The organism is Streptococcus timonensis, from assembly GCF_047463455.1.
Classification (GTDB): Bacteria; Bacillota; Bacilli; order Lactobacillales; family Streptococcaceae; genus Streptococcus; species Streptococcus timonensis_B.
Map to the genome: position 1 here is coordinate 366,400 of NZ_JASHDV010000001.1, position 23,429 is coordinate 389,828.

The following is a 23,429-nucleotide window of genomic DNA, read 5'->3' on the forward strand; positions in this document are numbered from 1 at the left end:
TATTTTACCATAAAATTTAGATATTTTAAATCGTTTACACGGTCTATACCAACTAAGGACCTAAGAAGAGATAACCTAGGAACATACTAATAAAAAATGAAAATAGGCAAGCTAGACCAATCAATATCAGCCACCATTGTCTTTTTAGAAAAGCTAAAATTATATAACAAATACAAAAAGTTGGTAATAAAACAAAGAGTACCAAATAGCCCCAACTATATTGCTGATTTCCAATTGAGATATTAAAGTTAAAGAAGGTTGGAGACAACCATAAAAAGACTACTAAAAGGATTGACCATCCGAGTCTTTTTTCTGTAAAAACCTCTGTCACTTGACCCTCCCTTATATGTAATCTTTACTTATATATTAACAAAGAAAGCGCTTTTTCTTAAATCATTTGTTCCCCTTTTATAAAGGAAATATGATATACTGGGATAGTTAACGAGGAATAAATATGACTAATGAATTTTTACATTTTGAAAAAATAAGCCGAAAAACGTGGCAATCTTTACATCGTAAAACAACTCCACCTTTGACTGAAGACGAATTGGATTCAATCAAGAGTTTTAATGACCAAATTAGCTTAGATGATGTAACAGACATTTATTTACCACTTGCGAATCTGATTCAAATCTACAAGCGTTCAAAAGAAGACCTTGCATTCTCTAAAAGTATTTTCCTTCAAAGAGAAAGTAAAATCCAGCCCTTTATCATTGGTGTATCAGGGAGCGTGGCTGTTGGAAAATCTACTACAAGTCGTCTTTTACAAATATTGCTTTCACGTATTGTTCCTGGAGCTACAGTAGAGTTAGTTACAACTGATGGTTTCCTATTCCCTAATGATACCTTAATCGAACGAGGTATTTTGACTAGGAAAGGTTTCCCAGAAAGTTATGACATGGAAGCTCTCATCAATTTCCTTGATCAACTTAAGAATGGTCAAGATGTTGATATCCCAGTCTACTCTCATGAAATCTACGATATCGTCCCAGAGCAAAAGCAACGAGTAGAAGCCGCTGATTTTGTAATTGTTGAAGGAATTAATGTTTTCCAAAATCCTCAAAATGCTCGTCTCTATATAACTGATTTCTTTGATTTTTCAATTTATGTTGACGCATCTGTAGAGGATATCGAGAGTTGGTATTTAGATAGATTCCTAAAATTATTAAGTTTGGCTCAGGATGATCCTGATAGCTACTACTATAGCTACACTCAGCTACCTTTAGGTGAAGTAAAGGATTTAGCTCACCAAGTTTGGACAAGTATTAATCTAATTAACCTCCAAAACTATATAGAACCGACACGAAATCGGGCTGAAGTTATTCTCCATAAGTCTAAAAATCACGAAATTGATGAAATTTATTTAAAAAAATGATTTCCCCTTGTCAAAATATAAGTTTTCAGATATAATGGTATAGTTAGTAAATATGGAGGTAAGAACATTGGCAAACATTAAATCAGCTATCAAACGTGCTGAATTGAACGTTAAACAAAACGAAAAAAACTCAGCTCAAAAATCAGCTATGCGTACTGCTATCAAAGCTTTTGAAGCAAACCCATCTGAAGAACTTTACCGTGCTGCAAGCTCAGCTATCGATAAAGCAGAAACTAAAGGTTTGATCCACAAAAACAAAGCTAGCCGTGATAAAGCACGTCTTGCTGCTAAACTTGGTTAATCAAGACTAAAAACAAAATGAGCTCTACGGAGCTTTTTTTGTACCAAATTTTAGAGGGAACAACATGAAAATTTCTATAATTGGATACTCTGGGTCAGGAAAATCAACTCTAGCAGACAAACTTGCCACTTACTACTCCATTCCTAAACTCCATATAGATACTCTCCAATTTCAACCAGGATGGCAAGAAAGTAATCGAGATTGGATGCTAAAAGAAATGCAGACTTTTTTAGCGAAAAACGAGAACTGGGTTATTGATGGCAACTATACTTGGTGTTGCTATGAAGAAAGGATGGAAGAGGCTGACCAAATCATCTTTCTTAATTTTTCGTCCTGGTCTTGTCTTTTTAGAGCCTTTAGACGCTATCTCAAATATAGAGGCAAAGTTAGAGAAAGCATGGCAGCTGGCTGCCCTGAACAATTCAACTGGGAGTTTATCCGCTGGATTCTCTGGGATGGTCGTAGCTCTGTACACAAAAATCAGTACAAAAGAATTTTTCTCGATTATACTCGAAAAATTACGATTATTAACAATCAAAGAGAACTAGATCAATTCTTAAATCAAAAATGAGGACTCAAAAATTGAGCCCTCATTTTATATATATTTTTGTATATTTTATTGTCTCAATTTAGAAAAGACTTCTCCAATTTTTCCCTCAATTACTAAATCAGCTCTACTGTCTTGAGGAGTACTTGACTTGTTTATAACAACAAGTTTTGAACCTGAGAAGTAATTAATCAAACTAGCTGCAGGATAAACAACCAAAGAAGTCCCACCAATAATCAATAAATCAGCTTTCTGGATAACCTGAGCCGCTTGACTAAAAACATCCATATCAAGTGGCTCCTCATAAAGGGTCACATCGGGTTTAACAACCTGGCCACAATCTAGGCAGTATGGAACAGGACCTTCGAGAGCCAAAAAACTATTTAAATCATAAAATCGATGACAGCCAAGACAGTAATTTCGGTCCACAGAACCATGTAGCTTCAAAACCTTCTTCGAACCTGCCATCTCGTGAAGACTATCGATATTTTGAGTTACAACAGCCTTCAGCTTACCGGCCTTTTCTAATGAAGCCAGATAATAATGGGCTAAATTTGGCTTAGCTTCTGGATATACGAGATGTTTTTTGTAAAAATCGAAAAATTCCTCTGGATAACGTACAAACATAGTATGAGAAACTAATTGTTCCGCAGAAAAATGCCTACCTAACTTAAGACTATATAAGCCATCTGAACTACGAAAATCAGGGATATTAGATTCAGTAGAAACCCCAGCTCCACCGAAAAAAACAATGCTTTGACTTTGGTCTATCAGTTCCTGTAATTGTTCAATTTTATCCATCTTACTTCTCCTTCAGTCTTTAGTTCGAAAAAAGTTGAAAACCATTAGCTATTACCAACTGGGCTTTCAACTTTATTTGATGATTATTGGATATCAAGCTCACAGCCATTAAAAATCGTAAGCAAGAAGACTAGCTTCAAAGCCAAGAGTCTTATTCAGCAATCAATGTTTCCAAACCAACCTTCATCATATCAGTGAAGGTGTTTTGGCGTTCTTCAGCTGTAGTGTCTTCTTCTGGGTTAACCAAGCTGTCAGAAATCGTCATAATGGCAAGAGCATCAACATGGTGTTGAGCAGCCAAATAGTAAAGAGCTGCTGCTTCCATTTCCACAGCCTTGACTCCCCATTTACCAAGTTCGATATTTTTTTCAAAGTAGTTTGAGTAAAAGACATCAGATGACAAAACATTACCTACGTGTGTACTCATGCCAAGGTCTTTGGCAATGTGGTAGGCTTTATCTAGCAAATCAAAACTTGCAATTTGTGGGAAATCGTATTGAGGCCAATCGTTGCGGATGATGTTTGAGTTGGTTGCAGCTGCTTGCGCCAAGACCAATTCACGGACGTGAACATCCTCATTCAAAGATCCAGCCGTTCCCACACGGATCAATTTCTTTACTCCATAGTCGACAATCAACTCGCGAGCATAAATAGAGATGGATGGCATCCCCATTCCTGTTCCCATAACAGATACACGGTGACCTTTGTAAGTACCTGTGTAACCAAACATGTTACGGACTTCGTTGAAACAAACAGCGTCTTCAAGAAAATTCTCAGCGATAAATTTCGCACGAAGAGGATCCCCAGGAAGAAGAATTTTATCAGCAATTTCACCTTGCTTAGCAGCAATATGGATAGACATAATATAAGATACCAAACCCGTCAAAAAGCAAAGGGAAAATAGGAGTTGGGCGCAGTGAGCGATACTCGCTAGACCAACTATCTTTTTCCCACTGCTTTTAGGGTGGGTTCAATTCCTTTCTTTCTTAATTTTTATGATTTAGAGAAGAGTAAACAGTATTCAATTCAGCTAATACAGTTTACCCATCCTTTCATTTTTTGTTTGTAGAAAAGCTTTCCGCTCGTGTTCAAATCTGAACACACGCCCTACCTTTCTTTTATTAATGTTTATTACAATTCAGCAAGAATAGCTTTAAGCAAGCCTTTGAAGTCGCCCTTAACTCGTTCTGTCACTTCTACGACTTCTTCGTGGTTGAGTTCTTCTTGGAAACCTGCAGCAAAGTTAGTAATGCATGAGATACCAAGGACTTTTAGGCCAGAGTGAGCTGCAATGATGACTTCAGGAACTGTTGACATCCCGACAGCATCTGCCCCAAGTGTCTTATAGGCACGAATTTCAGCTGGAGTTTCGTAAGTTGGACCAGTTACACCGATATAAACACCATCATCAAGTTTAACACCAAGTTTTTCAGCAACTGCATGTGCTGTAGCACGGTATTCTGGAGTGTAGGCTTTTGACATATCAGGGAAACGTGGACCGAAGTCATCCAAGTTTTCACCAATCAATGGGTTTTGACCAGTCATGTTAATGTGGTCAGTGATAGCCATCAAGGTACCAGGTCCAAAGCCGATACCACCTGCAGCGTTGGTTACAATCACCCCTTCACAGCCCAAAACTTTCATGACACGAACTGGGAAAGTAACGACCTCAAGAGGATTTCCTTCGTAGAAGTGGAAACGTCCTTGAAGAGCCAAAACCTTACGTCCAGCAAGTTCACCGTACACCAATTTTCCAGCGTGTCCAACAACTGTTGAACGACCCCAGTTTGGAATTTCAGCGTAGTCTACAACAACTGGATTTTCGATTTCTTCAGCTAATTCTCCAAGTCCTGATCCAAGAATCAAGCCGAACTCTGGGGCTTCAACTCCCTTGCTTTTCAAAAAAACAGCTGTTTCATTGATTTTCGCTAATAATGTCATTGTCTATCTCCTTTTTTATGTTTTAAAAATTGACCAATTTTGTCAAAGGTATTAGCGTTACGAATGGTAATATTGCGATAGAAAGGCATCTTAAGCAAGTACTTGTGATAGGCTGTTTTAGAGTAGCTAGCTTCTGACAATTTACCCCAGAAGATCCCTAATTTTCCAAAATGAAGCACTTCATCGACCAGTTCCAAACTGTTGACTTTCTCGATGACTTGATCCACATCCAATCCCTCAGTGTAAAAGAGCACATCCTTTCGAGCCATCTCATGATTCCACCAATCAGGAAGATTTCTAAGCTCCTTTTCATAGTCTTGGTTAGACAACAAGGAAAAACTCTGTATAAATGGATAACGTCTTTCAAAGAAAACATATAATTCCTCTATTAATTTAGTTCTAGGCACAATACTATTAAAGAAAATATTGCCACTATTGATGTAGGTTTCTACATTTTCTAATCCCAACTCCGTCAATTCTTGACGCAGCTGAGCCATGACAACCTTATTCTTTCCACCGACATTAATGCCTCTAACAAGTAGAGCGTATCGAATCATCTTAAACTAATTTATCTAGGAAGCTTTCTCCGATCATGGCTTTTTCAACACCAAAGTTATCCGCAATTGTTGCTGAGATGTCGGCGAAGTGTCCCACTGGAATTAATCCATTACCTTTAAATGATGGACTGTAAGCCAAAAGTGGAATATATTCACGAGTATGATCAGTACCAGCGTATGTTGGGTCGTTACCATGGTCAGCAGTAATCAAAAGAAGATCATCTTCTCTCATTGCTGCCATGATTTCTGGCAAGCGCTCATCAAACTCATGCAAGCAATCACGGTAACCATGTGAATCACGACGATGTCCGTAAAGTGCATCGAAGTCTACCAAGTTGGTGAATGAGAAACCATGTTTGAAATCTTCTGATTTCATCGCTTTGATCAAGTTGTCAATACCGTGGCTGTTTGATTTGTTGTGGCCCATATCGTGGTTGATTCCTGCACCGTTGAAGATATCGTTAATCTTACCAACAGCATATGTATCAATACCAGCCTGGTTCAATTTGTCAAGAACTGTTGGCGCAAATGGTGAGACAGCCAAGTCACGACGGTTAGCCGTACGAGTAAAGTTTCCAGGCTCCCCAACATAAGGACGAGCGATAATACGTCCTAGAAGAGCTGGACGTTCCAAAGTGATGGAACGAGCGTATTCACAGATACGGTAGAGTTCATCCAAAGGAATGATGTCTTCGTGAGCAGCGATTTGAAGAACTGGGTCAGCTGATGTATAGATAATCAACTCGCCAGTTTCCATTTGGCGTGGTCCAAAGTCATCGATGACAGCTGTACCTGAGTATGGTTTGTTTGCTTCACGGATAACCTTACGGCCTGAAAATTCTTCGATTTTAGTCAAGATTTCTTCTGGGAAACCGTTCCAGAAAGTATCAAAAGGTTCAGTGATATTAAGCCCCATGATTTCCCAGTGACCGGTCATGGTATCTTTCCCAAGTGATACTTCTTCAAGCTTAGTCGCATAACCAGTTGGATTGCTCTCAGCTGGAACTGTCTTCAATGGTGTTTCGCGGGGAATGTTACCAAGACCAAGTTTTGCCATATTTGGTACATTCAAACCTACTGATTTTGAAATATGTCCAAGAGTATCTGATGCACCATCAGGAACACCAGCGTTGACAAAGTTATGAGCATCTGGTGCTGCACCGATTCCTACAGAATCTAATACTACCAAGTGAATACGATTAAATTTCGGCATAGTATGTCTCCTTATTATTCTGATTATTTCGCTTTTGTTGAAGTTAAAATCTGAACGCCCTCTTGTCTAGCAACAATGACCTTATCCACCATTTGGTTAAACAAGCCATGCTCGACGACACCAACAACATGATCCAATTCTTGTCCAAGAGCAATTGGGGCTTCAATCACTTCCAAGGCCAAATCTATGATAAAGTTTTGCATATCCGTCACAAAGCGTTGACCATCTTTTTCACGAAAGCTCGGTTTATAGCCAGCTCGCTCAAATCGACGGAAGACCTGTTCGGCACCATATTGAACAACCTCTACTGGTAATTTAAAGGCACCGAGTTTCTCTACTAGCTTACTTTCATCAACTACCCAGATATATTCTTTAGATGGAGTTGCGACAACCTTTTCCATGAGAAGGGCCCCACCACCACCTTTGATTCCGTTAAACTGACTGTCTACTTCATCTGCACCATCAACTGTCAGGTCTACAAAGTCCACTTGATCAATAGACTTAAGAGGAATATTGAGTCCTTCTGCCTGCTTACTGGTCACACTAGAGGTCGTTACAGCTGTAATCTGTAAGCCCTCTTCCTTGATACGACGACCTATTTCTTCTACGAAATAGTAGGCAGTTGATCCTGTTCCAAGCCCGACAACCATACCATCTTTGACGAACTCGGCAGCTTTAATCCCTGCCATTTTTTTCAGATTTTCCACTTATACACCTCCAAATAGAGCTACTTCTATTATATCATGAATACGCTTCAAATTCATCCTTACACTAGAAAAACCCGAACAATTTATGTCGGGTTTTGTGATGTTTACTTAACCATATCAGGGTCATAGTCGTAAAATCCAGTATCCAAGAAACGATTTTTAGGATGCAGCTTGCGAACTTCTTCATCAAGCAAGAAGACTTGGTCATGTGTAAAGTTACCCTCTTGAATTAAATTGCGCGCTTGGATAAAGAGTTTTGCAATTTCTACAAAATTTTGGCCAGGTGTATAAAGCCCTTCAAGCTTCCAATGAGTGAAGCCATGCTCAACTAATTCTGTTAACTTGGTCATCAAATCAAGGTCATTGTTAGCAAAGATATGAGTTCCATGATTGTCTTCGAAAATAGAGTAATGACTCTCTGGATCACTTGGCTCAGCTAAGAACAAATCACGTTGACGAGATTTTTCATCATCAATCTGTGTGAAATTGTAGTAGTTTTGCAAGAGCGGACGCTTAGAATGGTGGATAACACTAGCCCCGTATACCAAGACCTCAGCAGGAATTTCTAAAATTTCAGGCATTTTGAAAAGTTCTGCAGATGGGATTTCACGCGCCAAAACTGCTTCTGATGCTCCTGCTTTTTGTCCCCAGAAGTTAATCTGACGACTGCTTGTGACCATGGTTGAGGCATCGTAAATGGTTTTAAAAGAATAGTTATCACGGTTAACCACATAAAAGACACCTGCGTCCCCAACTGTGATATAGTCCGTTTTGATTTCTTCTAAAAAGTCCAAGAATGGCTTGATACGGTCCATCATGTCTTGGTGCATAAGAGCATTAACCGCAACGATTAATTCCTTACCGGCATCATGAACGATTTTTGCGATTTCACGCAATTCTTCATGACTAAAGGTAGTTGGCAAACGAAGGCCAAAATCTTTCTCACCGACATAAATGCGGTCGACACCAGCTTCAAGTAGCTGTTTTACTTGTTCAATACTTTCAGCAGTTGCTGTAATGATAATCTTTTCCATAGAGAAAATTATACCACATTTCCAAAAAATCAGCTATATAGAAAAGTGGGTCTTATGACTTAAAAATTAAAAAAAGTGAACCGTATCACTAACAGTTCACTTTTTAGATTTATGCTTGTGTCTTTTCAACAAGTCGTCCGTCATTCATCACATAAATACGGTCAACCTTATCTAGTAAGCGAGTATCATGTGTAATCATGACAACACCCCTACCTTGCTCATGGGCAATTGAAGCCAACATATCCGTCACTTGATAAGCACGTTGTGTATCCAAGCTAGCTGTCGGCTCATCTGCAAGTACGATACTAGGATTATTATAAAGGGCTCTAGCAATTGCAGCTCGTTGGCGTTCACCACCAGAGAGAGCTTTGGGATAGTGATTTTGAACCTTTTCCAAGTCCAACAAACTGAATAACTCTTGTCGGTTACTTTTTATAGATTTCTTTTTATCCAAACGGTCAATTAAATCTAATTGCTCCTTAACCGTTAAAAAGGGAATCAGATTTGAAGCCTGGAGGATAAAACCAAATTCACTAAAGCGCAAATCCGTTTTTTCTTTTTCAGATAAATGCCCAGTCTCTTTTCCCTTTACTAGAATCTTTCCACTTGAAGCCTCTTGAAGTTGGCCTAGAGTCGTTAAAAAGGTTGTTTTCCCTGACCCGGAAGGCCCCACAATCGCTACAAACTCACCAGCGTTTAGCTGAAAATTGGTCTCATGGAGAGCTGTAACTTTCATATTGCCTTCGCCATAAGTTTTTGTCACTTGAATCATCTCAATTAATGTCGTCATATCATTCTCCTTATCATTCTGCAATCGCTGTAATTGGATCTACTTTAAGTAGACGCGGAAGCGAAATGACGCCACCTAGTAGTGCCATCAAGCAAATGACCAGGCTTAAGACAAAGTATGCCAACCAACTAGGGTAGAAAAAGAAGGTTGCAGGTAAGACTAAAATGACAACCCAAATGGCTAATAAAGCCAATCCTATCCCCAAACCAGATAAAAGAAAGATTTGACAGAAAAGGGACCATACGATGGATTTTATCTGAATCCCTTGCGCTCGCATAATTCCATAAAGGCCTAATTTTTGAATGGTAATGATGTAGATAAAAATTCCTACAATCAGACCTGTAATGACAATCATAGCTAGAATCATTCCTGAAAATACATTGACCTGAGGAGTATAGCCAGGAATTTTCGAAATCATTTTTTGAATAGAAATCTGCTTCAGGCCATCGCCAGTCACTTCTACATCATTTTGCAATACCAATGCAGAGATCGAACGATTGCCTTTTGTTATTCCTTGTAAATCCCAATACGTTGTTAAACTTGTAAAGACAACAGGTTCCGTGAAAAATTTATTTTCTCTGGTCAAACCTACAATCTTAAAACTTGTCTCACTTCCGTTGAGTTGAATAGCGTCCCCGAGTTTGATACCGTAATTTTCAAAAGACTGATCCACTACCACTTCTTGGTCGTTTTCTGGGTAACGCCCTTCAATCAAGTTTGGCGAGATAAAGCTGTCCCACTCTTGACCAAAAATAGAGACATTCATCTTGTCACTACTATTAACAAGGTTTGTCACCGCAAACATGTAGCTTAGGGGAACAGCATCCTCAGACACTTTATCTTTGTAGTCTTTTTCTGGTATAAAGGATGCAGTCAAATTATCATTTGCATAATCGGATAGCACAACTCCTGTTGCTTGCCAATTATCAATAGCAGCCCTGTTATTTCGAACAAGACCGAGAGCCAAACTGGTCATAAAAAAGACCATAAAAGCAATGAGAAAAATGGTTGTTAGAATTAAACTGTAACGCAGTTTATTCTGTAAAATTTCTTTGATAGCAAGATACATGCCAATCTCCTTTAAGTATTCTGTTGTCGAGGAAACAAATTTCCTCTTTACCATAGCACTAAAGACAGAAAACTATCTCGTCATGAACAACTAGAATCAATTTAAAAGAATCCTGTCCTTACTTCAAAATTGAATTTATTTGCATCTGTGTATGATTTTTATTCGTTTCAACCATCAAATTTCCCCTCATTGAAATAAGAGAAAAATGATAAATTTTAAACGGTTTACTCATCCTATCATTTTCCGGCAGGGGTGTCAAGAAGAGAGATTTGAGACAAAAAATAGCATTTATGCAATTTGTAACAATCCTGTAATAATTTTCAATATAAAAAATGATAAAATAGAAGGTGTAGTGTAAGGAGAGAGAAATGCCCGCAAGAAAATTACAATCGTATGAGTTTGAACAAGAAAGAACAAAAACAACCCAGTATCAAGATTACATTCCAGAGAATACTTCTGTCACTAGTATAAAAGAAGTTCTTTTCTTTGTAAATATTGCTTGTTTCTGTGTCTTTTTAGCAATCTTTAGTTTTGTATTCCTATCATTAAAATTAAATACCATTCTATCCTTGGTATTGGCCGTAGGACTTAGTCTCGGAACCTTGAAAATTCAACGTACTTTTATCAAGAAAAGATTCAAATAAAAACCTTCGATTCATCGAAGGTTTTTTTATTTATTTTTACGTTTGGGTGGTGTTTGAATAGCGATTTTCACCTCAAAAATAGTTCCATGAGGTTTGTTATCTTTAACACTGATAGAGCCTTTAAGAGCATCAACGATTTGTTTAGCTAGGGATAAACCAAGACCAAATCCACCTTTTTGTCTAGTTCTAGCCTTATCAACTCTGTAAAAGCGGTCAAAAATTTTCTTTTTATCTGCTTGTGATATACCAATGCCGTTATCCGATACAGTCAAATACAAGTTGCGATCTGTTGCAGTAATCACAAAATTTATTTCTCCGTCCTCTTCTGTATATTTCACAGCATTGTCAAACAGAATCGTCATTAATTGTTTAAGGAGAAGCTTGTCTGTAATTATGGTACGCTTGATTCTATTTTCAAAACGAAAGACTTTATGATTCTCAGTAGCAATCATTTCATAGTTTGCAAAGATTGTGTTAAAGAATTCTGGTTGAACCTCACCTAAATCTGGTTTAATACCATCGTCACGACGGGCTAGATTAAGAAGATTGGTTGTTAAAAAGCGCATATTACGAACTTCTTCTAGACTTGAAGCTATACTCTCACTAGACTCCATAATGGTAGCCTCAGGTTTGCGAAAAAGTGTCTCCAAACGATTTTGCAAAACTGCTAAAGGTGTACGAAGCTCATGACTGGCATTTTCGACAAAAGCCTGTTGTTTTTGCATGCTTTCAAGCAAGGGTTTGACACTAACTCTAGCCAGATATAGACTAGCTAGGAGGGATAAAATCCAAAAACTCGCCATTACAACAACGATCAGCTGTTCGTGATTCTGACTGATTTGCTCTAACTGACTGGTATTAATCAATACGGCAGCGTATTTAATATTGGTCGAAACGCTCTCAAAATTTATTTCTGTTAGGAGAACTCGATAAATCTCATCCTGTCCAAAACTATTCTGAATATGAAACTGTCGGATATGATTTAAATCCTTTTTATTAAAGGTAATTTTGTCTAAACCTAAAAAGCGATTTCCTGCTATCAATTGGTTCAGATTTTCATCGAACAGGATTACTTCTGTATTTGAACTAACAGTAGGTTTCTTATCCCCCGATTTTGCAACAGATTCATTGTTCAAATCTTTTATATCCTCTGTCGTTCTATTTAAAGCCAACTGAATCACATCTTGAGGCTTGCTACTTAGGCTCTGCAACTTTTCATCTACAGAAGTATAGAGGCTCGAATGCATAACTTGCAAGATAATCAAGGTCATAGCAGAGAAGATGAGTGTAAAGACACCAAAGTTACGGACGAAGTAACTAAAATCTTCTGCGTACCAATTCTTTCTTATTTTATTAAACATGTTTTAAAATATACCCAACACTACGTAAAGTTTGAAGGTTTTCAGCAAAGGCTGAGCCTTTTAATTTCTTACGAACTTTTGATACATATACTTCTACTACAGAGATGGTTGTGTCACTATCAAATCCCCATAGACGATCAAATATTTGAGTTTTTGGTAGGATGACATTTTGGTTTTGGAGGAAATAAACCAAAAGTTCAAACTCTTTACCTAACAGTTCAACAACAGTATCATTGACTTTAACCTCATTAGTAGATAAATTAACTGTCAAATCACCATAAGCAAGAGTATTTTCGTTAAATTTCCCAGAACGTTTTAGAAGGGCCTGGATACGCATCTTAAGTTCTTCTAGGTAGAATGGTTTGGTTAGATAATCATCTGCGCCCAGCTCAAAACCATGTCCTTTATCATCGAGACTCTCTTTGGCAGTCATGATTAGAACTGGCGTAGATACACCTTTTTCACGTAGTTCTTTTAAAACTTGGAAACCATTTTTCTCTGGTAACATTAAGTCCAAAAGAATCAAATCATAAACGCCACTTTCAGCCTCATAGAGACCTTCTTCCCCATCAAATACCTGCATGACATCTGCAAAATCATCCAAAAAGTCAAAGACTGAATTTGACAGGCCTAGGTCATCTTCCACTAATAGAATTTTGATCATCAAAAATTCCTCCTTATTATATCCATTATAGCAAAATTATCTTAAAAAAAACTCAACTTTCCTAGTTTTTCTAAGAGAAAGTTGAGTTTTTATAATTTATTTAAAATTAAATATTTTAAGCCTTGCCATATTGTGAAACAACTGCTTCAACCGCTGCTTTTTCACGCTTAATCAATTCAACGCGAGCTGCGATATCCTTAATCCCCATGCTGATATTACGGCTAAGAGCTAGGTCAGAAAGTTGTGGTTCAAAGAAGGCCTTATACTCTGCCAAACGTTGTTCTGTTTTAAAGATGTGTGATGGGAAGATGACAAAGCTATCAAAGCTCATATCTCCACCAAGGGCTGCCTTAATCCAATCCCAGTTTTCACGCGCCCAAACCCAAACAGTTTCTTGGGTAGCTTGGTGTCCAAGGAATTGGAGGTACCATGAAGAGAGGTCTTGTGGCTTGACGACAAATTTGTCCTTCCAAGTTGCAATAAGTGTTTGGATGTTTTCTGCATCTCTACTGTATGCAAGCGCAGCTGCTAATTGACGTTTGAAAACTGCATCTGTTGCATGAGTGTATAGGTCTAGGTAAGTTGCAACCAAGTCCTTAGTCTCATGGTGTTTGATCTCATTGATAAGGACTTGAGCACGAATGGCTGCTGGAAGATCTGCAAGATTTTCTTTATGGGCTGCAAAGATATGACTTGCTAACTGACTAGCTTCTTCATCATTTGAACGAATCATCATAGAAATGGTCAATTGACGAACCAATTCATCTTCATCAGATTCACCCTCTTTTGCTTCAAAACCAAGTCGTTCATAGTTGTGACGGGCCAATTTAGCAACCAGAGTGTTAAAGGCTTTCTCAGCTTCTGTTCCTTCATCAATAAAGCGCTCAAGGGCAGAAACAACTTGAGAAACTGCAGCAACAACCAGGTAAGACTCTTCCTTGGCAAGTTTATCAAGTACTGGCAACAAGTCTGCATATGATACATGTCCTGCTTCAGCAAGCAAACGACGTTCTTGGACGATTTGAAGCTTACTTGTGTTATCAAGTTCAACTAATTCTGAAAGGATAGCATCCAGTAATTCACCTTGATAGTCAGTAATGTAGTGGGCAGTATTTTCAGTGTTGAGACGAAGAGCTGTTTTGTTTTCAGCAAGAAGCGCTGCATAGCCAGGAATTTCGATACTTTCAGTTTCCAGAGTATCTGGTAGTCCTTTCCAGTTACTGTTCAGTGGCACTACCCAGAGACGGTTCTTGTCTTCGTGCTCACCGATAAAGAATTGTTTTTGAGAAATCTTCAAAACATCATTTTCAACTGTAGCAGTCAAAACTGGATAGCCAGGTTGTTCCAGCCAAGAATCCATGAAGGCTGCTACATCACGACCAGATGCTTGTCCGAGTGCATTCCAAAGGTCACGGCCAATAGTATTTCCGTATTGGTGTTTTTCAAAGTAAGCATGCAAGCCTTTAGCAAAATCTGCATCTCCTAACCAACGACGAAGCATGTGCATGAGACGGCTACCCTTAGCATAAACGATAGCACCATCAAAGAGCGTATTGATTTCATCTGGGTGGCTAACTTCAACGTGGACAGACTGAACACCATCAGTCGCATCACGTTTAAGAGCGGCTGGCACTCCACTTGTTTGGAAGTCTTCAAAGATATTCCAGCTTGGCTCAATAGCATCCACACAGACGTATTCCATCATGTTGGCGAAGCTTTCATTAAGCCAGAGGTCATCCCACCATTTCATAGTTACGAGGTTACCGAACCATTGGTGAGCAAGTTCGTGGGCAATGACAAGGGCTACTTGTTGACGGCTGGCAAAGGTTGAGTTCTCATCAACAACCAAGTAAACTTCACGGTAAGTGACAAGACCCCAGTTTTCCATAGCACCAGCTGAGAAGTCAGGAAGGGCAATGTGGAGCGATTGAGGAATAGGATATTTTACACCGTAGTAATCTTCGTAAAACTCGATTGAGCGAACAGCGATATCTAGTGAAAACTCAAGATTCGAAAGTGGGTGTGCTTTTGTTGAGTAGACACCAACGAGAGTGCCGTTTTTAGTTGTTGCAGTTACCCCTTGCAAATCACCAGCCACAAAAGCTAACAAGTAAGAAGACATACGTGGAGTTGTCTCAAATTTCCAGATACCTGTTTCCTTACGATTTTCAACATCAATCTCAGGCATGTTTGACAAGGCAAGTTCACCTTCTGCTTGGTCAAAGCGAAGAGAGAGGTCAAAGGTTGCTTTAGCTTCTGGTTCGTCCACACATGGGAAGGCTTCACGGGCAAAATGACTCTCAAACTGAGTAGACAAAACTTCCTTCTTAACACCATCAACTGTGTAGTAAGATGGGTAAATCCCCGTCATGTTGTCTGTGATTTTACCTGAAAAAGCAATAACCAATTCAACTGAACCAGCTTCCGCAAGCTCAATATGAAGGGCTTCATTTTCGTTATCAAGAGTGAATGGACGAGCTTGTCCTGCTACTTCAACTGAAGCAATCTCCAAGTCCTTTTGGTGAAGAGAAATACGGTCACTTTTAGCTTGACCAGTAATGGTTACTTTTCCTGAAAACGTCTTGGTCTCACGACTCAAGTCTAAAAATAAATCATAATGTTCAGGAACAAATTTTTCAATATAATGTTCTACTGCTTGCATCATTTTCTCCTATTCTATATTTCTGAGCAAATGCTCTAGTTCAAACATACCTATTTTATCATATTTTAAGCCAGAAAAAAGCTTTGGACAACTATTTCCAAAACTTTCTTCCTTCTGCTGTCTACAGTGGGTATACCTTGCGAAATTCTTCTAAAACCACCTTGCTGTCAGGTGTAAAAATCAGTCCTGCTTCTCCTAAGCAGTATTTGAAAAAGTCTTCATGAACCTGACGCCAATAAGCTAGAGATTTGTCGCCTTCACCTTCCTTGTAGGCATGGTCGGCTGACACTTGATGAAAAGGTTGAACAGAAACTTTTGTAACTTCGACAATGCAGACAGCCTGATCTTGACTGTCTAAAATGACATCAAAGGTCCCTTCTTGGGGAAGGGGTTCGTCCTCTACTGCGTAAAGATCATAAGCTGAGGCAGTTGCTGTTTTTTCGCCTGTAAAGACCAGATCCGCTAAAAGATCTGGGGCCACTCCAAAGGCCCAGGCGTCTATCTCATCTCCGATAGAGGGGTTAATTTGCTTGTAGGCATTCCACATTTCTTGAGGTGTCATAGGTTGCTCCTTTGTATTTTTTTACTTTCTTCTTTTACACGTTTGAGATGATATGGATGGTCAATCTCTAAATTAAAAATCTCTGGAATAGAACTATAATGGATAATGCACTTGATAGCCATTTGATTCATTTTTTGTATGAAAGAAGCATTCAGATATCCTGCTACAGCGAAATCTATCTTTTTCATCCTTGCTTTGTCCTGCATCTGTCTCAGCAGATTTAACATTATTGGACTTTCCATATCATGCCATTGACTGTTTCTTATAGTCGCAAAAATAAATGAAGTCAAATCATTCATTCCAACTACAATCTTTGAAATGCCCGTTTCCAGTATCCTGTCTAAGTCAAAATAAGCTGACGGTAATTCAATCATTGTTCCAACTTTTCCAGTAAAACCATGCTGGTGCAATACTCTAATTGCTTGTTTTAACTGTTCAGCATCATTGACAAAAGGAAAAATAACAGACAGATTGGGATTGGTTTCATAAACTTCTGTAACGACATGTGACTCAGCTTGAAATTCATCTGGACACGCCAATAAACGCCTAGCCCCTCTATATCCAAATAATGTGTGGCGTTCGTCAAAATACTCTTTAGTCCCGTCTAGACTATTTGCTTCAGCATTTGTTAATTCTGAAAAGCGATACCAGACTTCTTCATCTGAGTATAAATGGCAAATAGTGTCTAGATAATCTTTTACAAATTGCTGACAACTTGGTAACAGGATGTTTTGATTGAGCTCTCTCAACAAGTATTCCCCACGAATCAAGCCGACGTGGTGCAATAAATGGGGATAAACTTTTTCAACAATTTTTTCGCCACTAAGAGCTAGTTGATTTTGCATGTTTTACCTTCCAATTCATGTAAGAGGTCTTGTCCAATTCGGGAAATCCACGTAACTCTGCCTTCACCTTTAATACTAAAGGCGAGGCATTTTCTTCGGTAATCTGCTCAAGAGGAAGCCAAATGGCATTTGCTGAATCATTACTTCCATCAAGAACTTCATGAGGAAGGGATTTTTGAGGGCGTTCTAAATCAAGTACGATATCATAAAAGGCCATGATATGATGTACGGCGAAATCTTGCCCTTCTTCATGAACCAGCACATCATAAATCCTAGGATTTGAGTAACTGTTAAGTGTATATCCTGTCTCTTCCAGAACTTCTCTCTTGAGGGTTTCTGTCAGCCCCTCCCCTTCTTCCTGACTACCACCTGGTAGGTCAAAGCGATGTTGATAGGGGCCTCTTGTTTTTTCAATACAGAGCAGTTTCCCCTCTTGAAGACAGACTCCGTATACCCCAAAGTGATTTTTGATTTCCATATTCTATTCTTTCTTAATCTCCAAGATTGTTAGCTCACCTTATCCCTTAAAAGGAAAGAGGTTATAGATTTCATGCTCCTTGATATACTTCTTTAGCCATTTCCTCTTGATCATCCAGATAAAGTAAATAGGCCAAACGATTCAGTGATTCGAGATAGCTAGCTTGGGTCTTCTTATTCTTTTTAGGGATCCGGTTTAAATACGATACTAACTCGACATCATTTTCAACCTCTTCGATGAGTTCTTTCACATTCATTTCTTTTCTCCTATCCAACTCACTTTTTGTTATTGAAAAAGGCTTTTCTCAGGTCAATCTTACCGAAGTAGATATTTTTTCGCTGTCGCTTGGACGTCTGGGGAAAGGTAGCGCTCTATCAAGTCACCTGTCCCTACAATATATTCCTCCAGAGGGACATCTTCTCTTTGTTTCCAAAAATTTGAAAAAGCGAAATAGAACTCCAAAAACTCCGTCAAACTTGCGCTGAGTTTATAGAAGTTAGGATCTCCTGGACTGCCCGCGTAAACAGGAGAACTTTCATCTTTCATATCACAGAAAAGAATATCATCTGTATCTGTAGTAGCGAATATCTGGTATTGCCCTTCACTAAACTGAAGAATATCTTGTAAGGCCCAACATTCGACTGTCCTTGCAGGAGAATCTAATGCCAACAAAATGATATTAAAAGTTTGATTAGCAAAAAATAAATCCTCATTGAACACTATATGTTGATAATAATCAAGTAATTCTCCTGTCAAATCTGAGGACTGGATCCTTAATTTTTCGTTTGAAAAACTCACTGGTTGGGGAATAAACGTTGTTTCCTCATAGAGTCTAATGATCTTTTTTAATACAGTCACTACTGCCATTTTTCTCTCCTTGGTCATTCCTCTTACGTCTCCTTTAAAAATTCAAGCCATATCTTCAGATCTGGATTTATGTCATGCGCTATCTCAGCATGCTTCCTATAATCCATATCCAAGTAGCCTTGTTCATTCCGGAAAATAATGCCTTGTTCATAACAGTTTTTAAGAGCTGTGAGCATAGATTCTAATGACCGGTATTCGACCTGGGCCTTTTCTTCAAATACATAAAAACCAAGGATTTGTCCCTGACCTTCTGAAGCTAGGTTCATGGCATAAAAATCTCCACCTCCGCTGGCAAAAATTGGGAACCAAAATTTGTCCCAACCATTCCTTTCTCTTAGTTCCAAGTAGGTCTGGATACTTTCTTCCAGAGACATCAAATAAAAACCAGGAAAAAATGCCAGCTCACCAAGTGTGATTCCCTCACAATCTTTTGATCCGTTTCTCCAAGTATAAAGGGCACGCAAGTCCTGGGTTGGCTGCAACGGGATTTCCTCAAATAACTCTTGAGTTTTTTGAGAGGATAGTCCCGGATTTAGATGGTCTACACAAGGATAATCTAGCTGTTGGAGACTTTTTTCAATCTCATTTAATAATTGGCTGATGTTTCCCATTTTTCTCCTTAAATAATTAATCTAACATAGATACACTTGGCAAATGTTTTTTCAAAAAGGCTCTCATATTCTTAGTATTTCCACCATCATAAAAAAACCTTAAATTTATCATTTTTTCTAGTATTTCAAGCAAACCATGATTTTTTATGACATTGGTATTGGATAAATCCAAATAATATATTTTTGATAACTCGAGAAACTTTACATCAGACAAATTTTTACTATTATTTATTGATAGAAATATTAAATCCTCAAGATTAGATAAAAAATTAAAATCACTAATTCTAGAGGAATATCTGTGACTAAAATACCTTAAAGTTTTTAGGGATGAAATATTATCTAAAACTTCCAACTTTGGAACTCTCAAAATATTTAGCATCTTAATTCCAGAATGTTCAGGAAATATAATTTCTCTAACATTAACACTTCCCCAAATATCTAATCTCTCTAAATTAATAAATTCTGATAAATCTAAAATTTCATCTTTTGCACCAAAAATATCTAAACGCTTGATATCTCTTGAAACATTGCTTTCTGATAACTTTATATCATATATGGTATTGTCATTATCCCCTACACAATATCGTTGAAAAACAATAGCATTTAAACGATTGTAATTCACAACCCCATAATCTCCTTTCAAAATGGGAAGAATATCATTCATATCGATTAATGGTTTGATTTTTAAAAATTCGTCTTTTGAATCAATAGAATTTTTTGTTAATTCATAGTAATAGTACGTGCTCGTCATTTTCCTTACCCATTAAATATACTGCTTATTGAAAGCTAGTAGCGCCCCAATAGCATTTTTCGGTTTATCATCGACCACTCAAAGATATATAAGACTAAGAACTAGGCTTGCTTGCAGAGCATTATTGAAGACCGTTGCTTTATTCTCTATATAAGGGATTCTTATTATTCAATTCCATCCTCTTTGTTGTACTCTATCATGCATTTGATTGCGTATTCCACCCATTCCCAAAAATCGTTAAACTCTTTCCGTTGCTCCCATCCTTCCGCAGCAAAATCATGAATGAGTTGGACCTTATTGCCCTTTCCTATTTCAAAACAAGCTGTATCATCACAATCTCCTCTTTTAGCAAATGGAATCAACTTTCTGCTTGGGTATCTTTCCTGCAATCCCTCATACAAAGATAGGGCCCATTCTGAATCCAACAGATACCAACAATCAAAATCAACTAAATTGAGTTCAATCAATTTTTTAAACGATTCAGGATACTGAAATAGCCTTTCATCAAGTAAATAGTTTTTCATTTCTTATTTCCTTTTGGTACAAGATTGATATAGGATGCTAAGTCAACATTATTTTCAACCTCTTCGATGAGTTCATTAAAATTCATTTCTTTTCTCCTACCGGTTCCTTTCGTCAGGATGTTGATCAGTAAATCAGCACTTTCATTCCGACCTAATAAGTAGTTTTGATTATTTCTCCCAAACGAATATAGGTTTTAAAGAAGTTTTTAGGTACAGAGGCAATCTTAGGTGTAATGGATAAGCCATAGTTTGCAAAATCTAAAGCCAACTTCTTAGAATCTATTGAATCATAATACTCAACATACAATCTGCATAAGTTCACTTTGGTGATAGAGAATTGTTTTAGCAACCAATCCTTCTCAAGATCCTTCTCGGGATCTATGCTCGAAAATACGGTAGGATACGACGCATACTGAGCAGTAAAATCAATGGCCTCTTGGACAGCCTTTTCCAATTCAGCTTGATCCACGCCATTTCTAAGATCGATAGAACCTAATCGCGTCCGTAAAGCACAATCCACTTCTTCTAACAGTCCCGCGTCCAGAAAGAGGGGGTGAAGGCCAACATTCACAAAATAGGCACTACCATCTGATTTTCGTTGAAAATAGATGACCGTATAAAAATCATGATCAATTTTATAATAGTTATGGTTTCGCTTTAATCGCGAAAAGCCATTTTTTAGGAAGAGTTCTTTGGGCTCTTTCATTTCATTACCTCTATTTCTAACAGAATGTGGAGAGTTCCTCATTTCTTTTTCCTAGAAATCTATATGGATATAGGTGATTCCTATAATTCCTTGCGATTGCATGGGTTATTGACATTTTCCATCTATTCTACACAACTAGTCTAAAATCGTTCCTAGAATCATCTTATTTTGCTCAGATATCTGAAAGTCATCCATGAAATAGGGCAGAAAGTCATCAAGCAAGGGATGCCTAATTCCATCTATTGAGAGACCTTTTTTCTGACGTTCTTTTAATAAAACCAAGATTTCAATTGGGAAATATTGCCATAGTAAGGTATTGAAATCTACTAAATGACTATCTTTGGTGTTCGCTAAATGATAATCACACATGGATAAAATTGTTTCTCTATAAACATCAACATCCTCTGAAAAAATAGTTTCCATAACCTGTTTATAGGCATCATTCACATTCTGATAAGGATTCGTGTCCAAGGGTTGATATTTGGCATCACAAGCATTCTCCAGTAGGTTAGCAAGTCGAGCACCCTCACCATTTCCATAAAGAAAAACGACTAAAGGCAATAAACTCTTGGCTGAAAAAAAAATAACTTTTTTCCCTTTTTCAACTTGGGTTTCTTTAAAATAGGCTAATTTATCAATTAAAAACTCTACATAAGTATCATCTAAATAGGCAAGGGCAAATAAGATATTTAAACAAATATCTGTATCAAAGTTTGAGCCCCCTTTAGCCAAGTATTTAGCAGAAGCCATATCTGCCATTACAGAACAGAAACAGCCATTTAGCAAAGATTGATAGGTTTCAGATGTCTTGTTTTCAATGAACTCAGAAACCAAAGTATATGGTTGAATAGCATGAACCATCCGTACATGTTTATAGGAGTAGGTTTCTGTTTTCCCGTTTTCCTCCCAATTGATCTCAAGGCTTTTTTTGCCTGCTTTTAATGCTTCTAAAATTGCTTTAGTAGTAAAAAGCTGTGCTTTTTCAAGATCAAAATCTCTTGCCTTCAGTATTTTATTTTTTATAGCAGTTAATTTTCTTTTTTGATTTGAAAGTGTTTTATTCATATTGACCTCTAAAATTTCATTTCTTACACTTAACTACCACTGTTTTTTGAAGTACATCTCTTCCTGCATTCCTATACTATCCAGTATTTCACAAGGAAGAATTGATCCACTTCCCATCATCGAGCCATTCTTTCTTATCAATCCACCATTTCCCCTTTTGAAACACCATTTGAAAACGATAGAGAGTTTCTATACCAGAACGATTCTCCTTGATATAGAAATAAGCTTGATTCCCGTCATGCTCTTCATCAACGATAGGATGCGTCTCAAATTTGTATTCAAATGGAAAGCGGACTGATAAGGCCTCTTCCCTTGCTCTGAGTGTTTTTTTAGATGTACAAAACTGATCAAAAATCGTAGCTAATTCATCCTTCAACATCTCTTTATAAGCTTTGTTTCTTAGGCTCCTAGTGGCTTTTCTTTCCCAAGTATACATAGCCTGCATAAACTGGAGTAAGGTTTCTTTTGCTAGATTCGTATGGCTCATAATTCCTCCTACTTAAACAACGGGACTAAAGGTTCGTTTATTATGAAGACATCGGTCATAAAAAGCTGTATTAAAGGCATTTTTTACTCCTCACGCATGCAAACATGTGGCAACTCTCTTCTAAGAAGTTCCCTTTGCTTTTGATTTGTTCTTCCCGTTGTTAAAAATCGGAGATGTTTCAGACTCTTCAGGTAGCTAACTGTTGATGCGTAGTTAAAAATAGACGTGTCAACAAAATCTAAAAAACGAAGTTCACTAGAGGGCTGGATAAAATCCAATTCTGGTAAATTTTTATTTGCTGTAAATGAAAGATAGAGCAACTGATTTAAATCCCTTATAAAATCAAAGTCCGGCAACTTTACACCATAATCAAAGTGCAGATAACGCATGCCTTTATGAAAAGAAATGTTCTCTATCGTTTCCAAATTTGTCATGGAAGATATCCCTAGAGCTTTCACACAATCATTCTGGGGTAAGATGATCTTTCTTACTTTTCTAGCCCCAACTATTAAAATCTTTTCTACTTGTTCATATTTTGAAAAGTCTAGCACATCAGATTTACTTCCCATCAAGTAAATCACCCTCGTATTGCTAGGTAAAGAAAGCTGGTTAAAATCTACATCTTTTAGCATATCCTCTGGGTTTTCGACAATGTACTTTTGTCTTAATAAGCGATTGATATCGATGAATTCTTTATAAGTCAATGTTTCATCCAATAATGGTGCAATCTCTTCAATAGAATGCAGAGGCTCCATTGCCATTAGATTCTCTCTTTCGGAAAATCCTTTTTTAATGATCTCTAAATATTTATCTAAACTGGTCATTATTCACCTCTTTTCATGAATTAAATGCTTCGTTTTCTATTTT

General features: G+C 37.7%; 27 protein-coding genes and 1 pseudogene. 4 read left to right on the plus strand and 24 right to left on the minus strand.

The genetic code is table 11. The annotated features are described in order from the left end of the window. Nucleotides 1-454: 454 nt before the first annotated feature. The 3 genes from coaA (at nt 455) to QM847_RS01900 (ending at nt 2,247) form a co-directional block, all read left to right on the plus strand. Entirely contained in the window at nt 455-1,375 is a 921-nt protein-coding gene (gene coaA, locus QM847_RS01890; RefSeq protein WP_269797110.1) for a type I pantothenate kinase, read from the plus strand. Between the two features lie 52 nt (nt 1,376-1,427). Further along, nucleotides 1,428-1,676, plus strand: a complete 249-nt coding sequence (rpsT, locus tag QM847_RS01895; RefSeq protein WP_029689628.1) for a 30S ribosomal protein S20 — start codon at nt 1,428-1,430, stop codon at nt 1,674-1,676. A gap of 64 nt (nt 1,677-1,740) precedes the next feature. Next, nucleotides 1,741-2,247: a DNA topology modulation protein gene (locus tag QM847_RS01900; RefSeq protein WP_269797109.1), complete on the plus strand. Its 507-nt coding sequence runs from the start codon at nt 1,741-1,743 to the stop codon at nt 2,245-2,247. Between the two features lie 45 nt (nt 2,248-2,292). Here QM847_RS01900 and QM847_RS01905 read toward each other — a convergent pair whose 3' ends face one another. The 9 genes from QM847_RS01905 to QM847_RS01945 all read right to left on the minus strand — a co-directional run bounded on the left by QM847_RS01905 (nt 2,293) and on the right by QM847_RS01945 (nt 10,335). Further along, complete coding sequence (locus tag QM847_RS01905) at nt 2,293-3,024, minus strand: NAD-dependent protein deacylase (RefSeq protein WP_269797108.1); 732 nt, start codon at nt 3,022-3,024, stop codon at nt 2,293-2,295. A gap of 151 nt (nt 3,025-3,175) precedes the next feature. Further along, nucleotides 3,176-3,886 carry a purine-nucleoside phosphorylase gene (gene deoD / locus QM847_RS01910; protein ID WP_414353424.1) on the minus strand — a complete coding sequence of 237 codons (711 nt, stop codon included), beginning with the start codon at nt 3,884-3,886 and terminating at the stop codon, nt 3,176-3,178. A 269-nt stretch (nt 3,887-4,155) separates the two neighbouring features. Next, nucleotides 4,156-4,965 (minus strand): purine-nucleoside phosphorylase, encoded by an 810-nt coding sequence (locus QM847_RS01915; protein WP_414353425.1) that lies wholly within the window; start codon nt 4,963-4,965, stop codon nt 4,156-4,158. Then, entirely contained in the window at nt 4,962-5,522 is a 561-nt protein-coding gene (locus QM847_RS01920; RefSeq protein ID WP_414353426.1) for a DUF1697 domain-containing protein, read from the minus strand. Before QM847_RS01920 ends, QM847_RS01915 begins: the two co-directional genes overlap by 4 nt. A 1-nt stretch (nt 5,523) precedes the next feature. Further along, nucleotides 5,524-6,735, minus strand: a complete 1,212-nt coding sequence (locus tag QM847_RS01925; RefSeq protein WP_414353427.1) for a phosphopentomutase — start codon at nt 6,733-6,735, stop codon at nt 5,524-5,526. Between the two features lie 23 nt (nt 6,736-6,758). After that, nucleotides 6,759-7,442, minus strand: a complete 684-nt coding sequence (gene rpiA, locus QM847_RS01930) for a ribose-5-phosphate isomerase RpiA (RefSeq protein WP_414353428.1) — start codon at nt 7,440-7,442, stop codon at nt 6,759-6,761. Between the two features lie 104 nt (nt 7,443-7,546). After that, the gene (locus QM847_RS01935) at nt 7,547-8,476 is read right to left on the minus strand and encodes a peptidase U32 family protein (RefSeq protein ID WP_414353429.1); all 930 of its coding nucleotides are present in this window, start codon (nt 8,474-8,476) and stop codon (nt 7,547-7,549) included. 109 nt (nt 8,477-8,585) lie between these two features. Then, on the minus strand, nt 8,586-9,266 hold the full coding sequence (locus QM847_RS01940) for an ABC transporter ATP-binding protein (RefSeq protein WP_368910026.1): 681 nt from the start codon (nt 9,264-9,266) through the stop codon (nt 8,586-8,588). Between the two features lie 13 nt (nt 9,267-9,279). Continuing rightward, nucleotides 9,280-10,335 (minus strand): ABC transporter permease, encoded by a 1,056-nt coding sequence (locus tag QM847_RS01945; RefSeq protein WP_414353430.1) that lies wholly within the window; start codon nt 10,333-10,335, stop codon nt 9,280-9,282. A 368-nt stretch (nt 10,336-10,703) separates the two neighbouring features. Between QM847_RS01945 and QM847_RS01950 the strand changes: the two genes are divergently transcribed. Beyond that, nucleotides 10,704-10,979: a DUF3270 family protein gene (locus QM847_RS01950; protein WP_269797100.1), complete on the plus strand. Its 276-nt coding sequence runs from the start codon at nt 10,704-10,706 to the stop codon at nt 10,977-10,979. Nucleotides 10,980-11,005: 26 nt separating this feature from the next. Here QM847_RS01950 and QM847_RS01955 read toward each other — a convergent pair whose 3' ends face one another. The 15 genes and pseudogenes from QM847_RS01955 to QM847_RS02025 all read right to left on the minus strand — a co-directional run bounded on the left by QM847_RS01955 (nt 11,006) and on the right by QM847_RS02025 (nt 23,386). Next, nucleotides 11,006-12,340: a sensor histidine kinase gene (locus QM847_RS01955; protein ID WP_414353431.1), complete on the minus strand. Its 1,335-nt coding sequence runs from the start codon at nt 12,338-12,340 to the stop codon at nt 11,006-11,008. Beyond that, entirely contained in the window at nt 12,333-13,004 is a 672-nt protein-coding gene (locus tag QM847_RS01960) for a response regulator transcription factor (RefSeq protein ID WP_414353432.1), read from the minus strand. Before QM847_RS01960 ends, QM847_RS01955 begins: the two co-directional genes overlap by 8 nt. Nucleotides 13,005-13,119: 115 nt before the next feature. Next, nucleotides 13,120-15,666, minus strand: a complete 2,547-nt coding sequence (locus QM847_RS01965; RefSeq protein WP_414353433.1) for a M1 family metallopeptidase — start codon at nt 15,664-15,666, stop codon at nt 13,120-13,122. Between the two features lie 121 nt (nt 15,667-15,787). After that, a complete protein-coding gene (locus QM847_RS01970; protein WP_414353434.1) occupies nt 15,788-16,228 on the minus strand; it encodes an ASCH domain-containing protein in 441 nt (146 codons plus the stop codon). Further along, nucleotides 16,225-17,073: a putative PEP-binding protein gene (locus QM847_RS01975; RefSeq protein WP_414353435.1), complete on the minus strand. Its 849-nt coding sequence runs from the start codon at nt 17,071-17,073 to the stop codon at nt 16,225-16,227. Before QM847_RS01975 ends, QM847_RS01970 begins: the two co-directional genes overlap by 4 nt. Beyond that, on the minus strand, nt 17,051-17,551 hold the full coding sequence (locus QM847_RS01980) for an NUDIX hydrolase (RefSeq protein ID WP_414353436.1): 501 nt from the start codon (nt 17,549-17,551) through the stop codon (nt 17,051-17,053). Before QM847_RS01980 ends, QM847_RS01975 begins: the two co-directional genes overlap by 23 nt. Nucleotides 17,552-17,636: 85 nt before the next feature. Further along, nucleotides 17,637-17,807 (minus strand): annotated as a pseudogene (locus QM847_RS01985) (DUF6707 family protein); the annotation flags it as partial. A gap of 59 nt (nt 17,808-17,866) precedes the next feature. Beyond that, nucleotides 17,867-18,418 (minus strand): hypothetical protein, encoded by a 552-nt coding sequence (locus QM847_RS01990; RefSeq protein WP_414353437.1) that lies wholly within the window; start codon nt 18,416-18,418, stop codon nt 17,867-17,869. Nucleotides 18,419-18,441: 23 nt separating this feature from the next. After that, nucleotides 18,442-19,029: an SMI1/KNR4 family protein gene (locus QM847_RS01995; protein ID WP_414353438.1), complete on the minus strand. Its 588-nt coding sequence runs from the start codon at nt 19,027-19,029 to the stop codon at nt 18,442-18,444. A gap of 16 nt (nt 19,030-19,045) precedes the next feature. Further along, nucleotides 19,046-19,651 (minus strand): hypothetical protein, encoded by a 606-nt coding sequence (locus QM847_RS02000; protein ID WP_414353439.1) that lies wholly within the window; start codon nt 19,649-19,651, stop codon nt 19,046-19,048. A gap of 293 nt (nt 19,652-19,944) precedes the next feature. Then, nucleotides 19,945-20,304: a hypothetical protein gene (locus tag QM847_RS02005; protein WP_414353440.1), complete on the minus strand. Its 360-nt coding sequence runs from the start codon at nt 20,302-20,304 to the stop codon at nt 19,945-19,947. Between the two features lie 151 nt (nt 20,305-20,455). Beyond that, nucleotides 20,456-21,010 carry a DUF4304 domain-containing protein gene (locus QM847_RS02010; RefSeq protein WP_414353441.1) on the minus strand — a complete coding sequence of 185 codons (555 nt, stop codon included), beginning with the start codon at nt 21,008-21,010 and terminating at the stop codon, nt 20,456-20,458. A gap of 135 nt (nt 21,011-21,145) precedes the next feature. Continuing rightward, complete coding sequence (locus QM847_RS02015; RefSeq protein WP_414353442.1) at nt 21,146-22,075, minus strand: hypothetical protein; 930 nt, start codon at nt 22,073-22,075, stop codon at nt 21,146-21,148. Between the two features lie 88 nt (nt 22,076-22,163). After that, nucleotides 22,164-22,562 (minus strand): NTF2 fold immunity protein, encoded by a 399-nt coding sequence (locus QM847_RS02020; RefSeq protein ID WP_269797084.1) that lies wholly within the window; start codon nt 22,560-22,562, stop codon nt 22,164-22,166. A gap of 83 nt (nt 22,563-22,645) precedes the next feature. After that, nucleotides 22,646-23,386, minus strand: coding sequence for a hypothetical protein (locus tag QM847_RS02025; RefSeq protein WP_269797083.1), 741 nt, complete (start codon nt 23,384-23,386; stop codon nt 22,646-22,648). Nucleotides 23,387-23,429: the final 43 nt, after the last annotated feature.

What these genes read in the sequence shown, in the direction of transcription:
- QM847_RS01940 (WP_368910026.1), bottom strand. Translation starts at nt 9,266, where the DNA reads ATGACGACATTAATTGAGATGATTCAAGTGACAAAAACTTATGGCGAA.
- QM847_RS02025 (WP_269797083.1), bottom strand. Translation starts at nt 23,386, where the DNA reads ATGACCAGTTTAGATAAATATTTAGAGATCATTAAAAAAGGATTTTCC.
- QM847_RS01925 (WP_414353427.1), bottom strand. Translation starts at nt 6,735, where the DNA reads ATGCCGAAATTTAATCGTATTCACTTGGTAGTATTAGATTCTGTAGGA.
- QM847_RS01975 (WP_414353435.1), bottom strand. Translation starts at nt 17,073, where the DNA reads ATGCAAAATCAACTAGCTCTTAGTGGCGAAAAAATTGTTGAAAAAGTT.
- QM847_RS01995 (WP_414353438.1), bottom strand. Translation starts at nt 19,029, where the DNA reads ATGGGAAACATCAGCCAATTATTAAATGAGATTGAAAAAAGTCTCCAA.
- rpsT (WP_029689628.1), top strand. Translation starts at nt 1,428, where the DNA reads ATGGAGGTAAGAACATTGGCAAACATTAAATCAGCTATCAAACGTGCT.
- QM847_RS01920 (WP_414353426.1), bottom strand. Translation starts at nt 5,522, where the DNA reads ATGATTCGATACGCTCTACTTGTTAGAGGCATTAATGTCGGTGGAAAG.
- QM847_RS01900 (WP_269797109.1), top strand. Translation starts at nt 1,741, where the DNA reads ATGAAAATTTCTATAATTGGATACTCTGGGTCAGGAAAATCAACTCTA.
- QM847_RS01945 (WP_414353430.1), bottom strand. Translation starts at nt 10,335, where the DNA reads ATGTATCTTGCTATCAAAGAAATTTTACAGAATAAACTGCGTTACAGT.
- QM847_RS01955 (WP_414353431.1), bottom strand. Translation starts at nt 12,340, where the DNA reads ATGTTTAATAAAATAAGAAAGAATTGGTACGCAGAAGATTTTAGTTAC.
- QM847_RS01980 (WP_414353436.1), bottom strand. Translation starts at nt 17,551, where the DNA reads ATGGAAATCAAAAATCACTTTGGGGTATACGGAGTCTGTCTTCAAGAG.
- QM847_RS02015 (WP_414353442.1), bottom strand. Translation starts at nt 22,075, where the DNA reads ATGAATAAAACACTTTCAAATCAAAAAAGAAAATTAACTGCTATAAAA.
- deoD (WP_414353424.1), bottom strand. Translation starts at nt 3,886, where the DNA reads ATGTCTATCCATATTGCTGCTAAGCAAGGTGAAATTGCTGATAAAATT.
- coaA (WP_269797110.1), top strand. Translation starts at nt 455, where the DNA reads ATGACTAATGAATTTTTACATTTTGAAAAAATAAGCCGAAAAACGTGG.
- QM847_RS01950 (WP_269797100.1), top strand. Translation starts at nt 10,704, where the DNA reads ATGCCCGCAAGAAAATTACAATCGTATGAGTTTGAACAAGAAAGAACA.
- QM847_RS01960 (WP_414353432.1), bottom strand. Translation starts at nt 13,004, where the DNA reads ATGATCAAAATTCTATTAGTGGAAGATGACCTAGGCCTGTCAAATTCA.
- QM847_RS01970 (WP_414353434.1), bottom strand. Translation starts at nt 16,228, where the DNA reads ATGACACCTCAAGAAATGTGGAATGCCTACAAGCAAATTAACCCCTCT.
- QM847_RS01990 (WP_414353437.1), bottom strand. Translation starts at nt 18,418, where the DNA reads ATGGCAGTAGTGACTGTATTAAAAAAGATCATTAGACTCTATGAGGAA.
- QM847_RS01965 (WP_414353433.1), bottom strand. Translation starts at nt 15,666, where the DNA reads ATGCAAGCAGTAGAACATTATATTGAAAAATTTGTTCCTGAACATTAT.
- QM847_RS02020 (WP_269797084.1), bottom strand. Translation starts at nt 22,562, where the DNA reads ATGAGCCATACGAATCTAGCAAAAGAAACCTTACTCCAGTTTATGCAG.
- QM847_RS01905 (WP_269797108.1), bottom strand. Translation starts at nt 3,024, where the DNA reads ATGGATAAAATTGAACAATTACAGGAACTGATAGACCAAAGTCAAAGC.
- QM847_RS01935 (WP_414353429.1), bottom strand. Translation starts at nt 8,476, where the DNA reads ATGGAAAAGATTATCATTACAGCAACTGCTGAAAGTATTGAACAAGTA.
- QM847_RS02010 (WP_414353441.1), bottom strand. Translation starts at nt 21,010, where the DNA reads ATGAAAGAGCCCAAAGAACTCTTCCTAAAAAATGGCTTTTCGCGATTA.
- QM847_RS01915 (WP_414353425.1), bottom strand. Translation starts at nt 4,965, where the DNA reads ATGACATTATTAGCGAAAATCAATGAAACAGCTGTTTTTTTGAAAAGC.
- QM847_RS02005 (WP_414353440.1), bottom strand. Translation starts at nt 20,304, where the DNA reads ATGAAAAACTATTTACTTGATGAAAGGCTATTTCAGTATCCTGAATCG.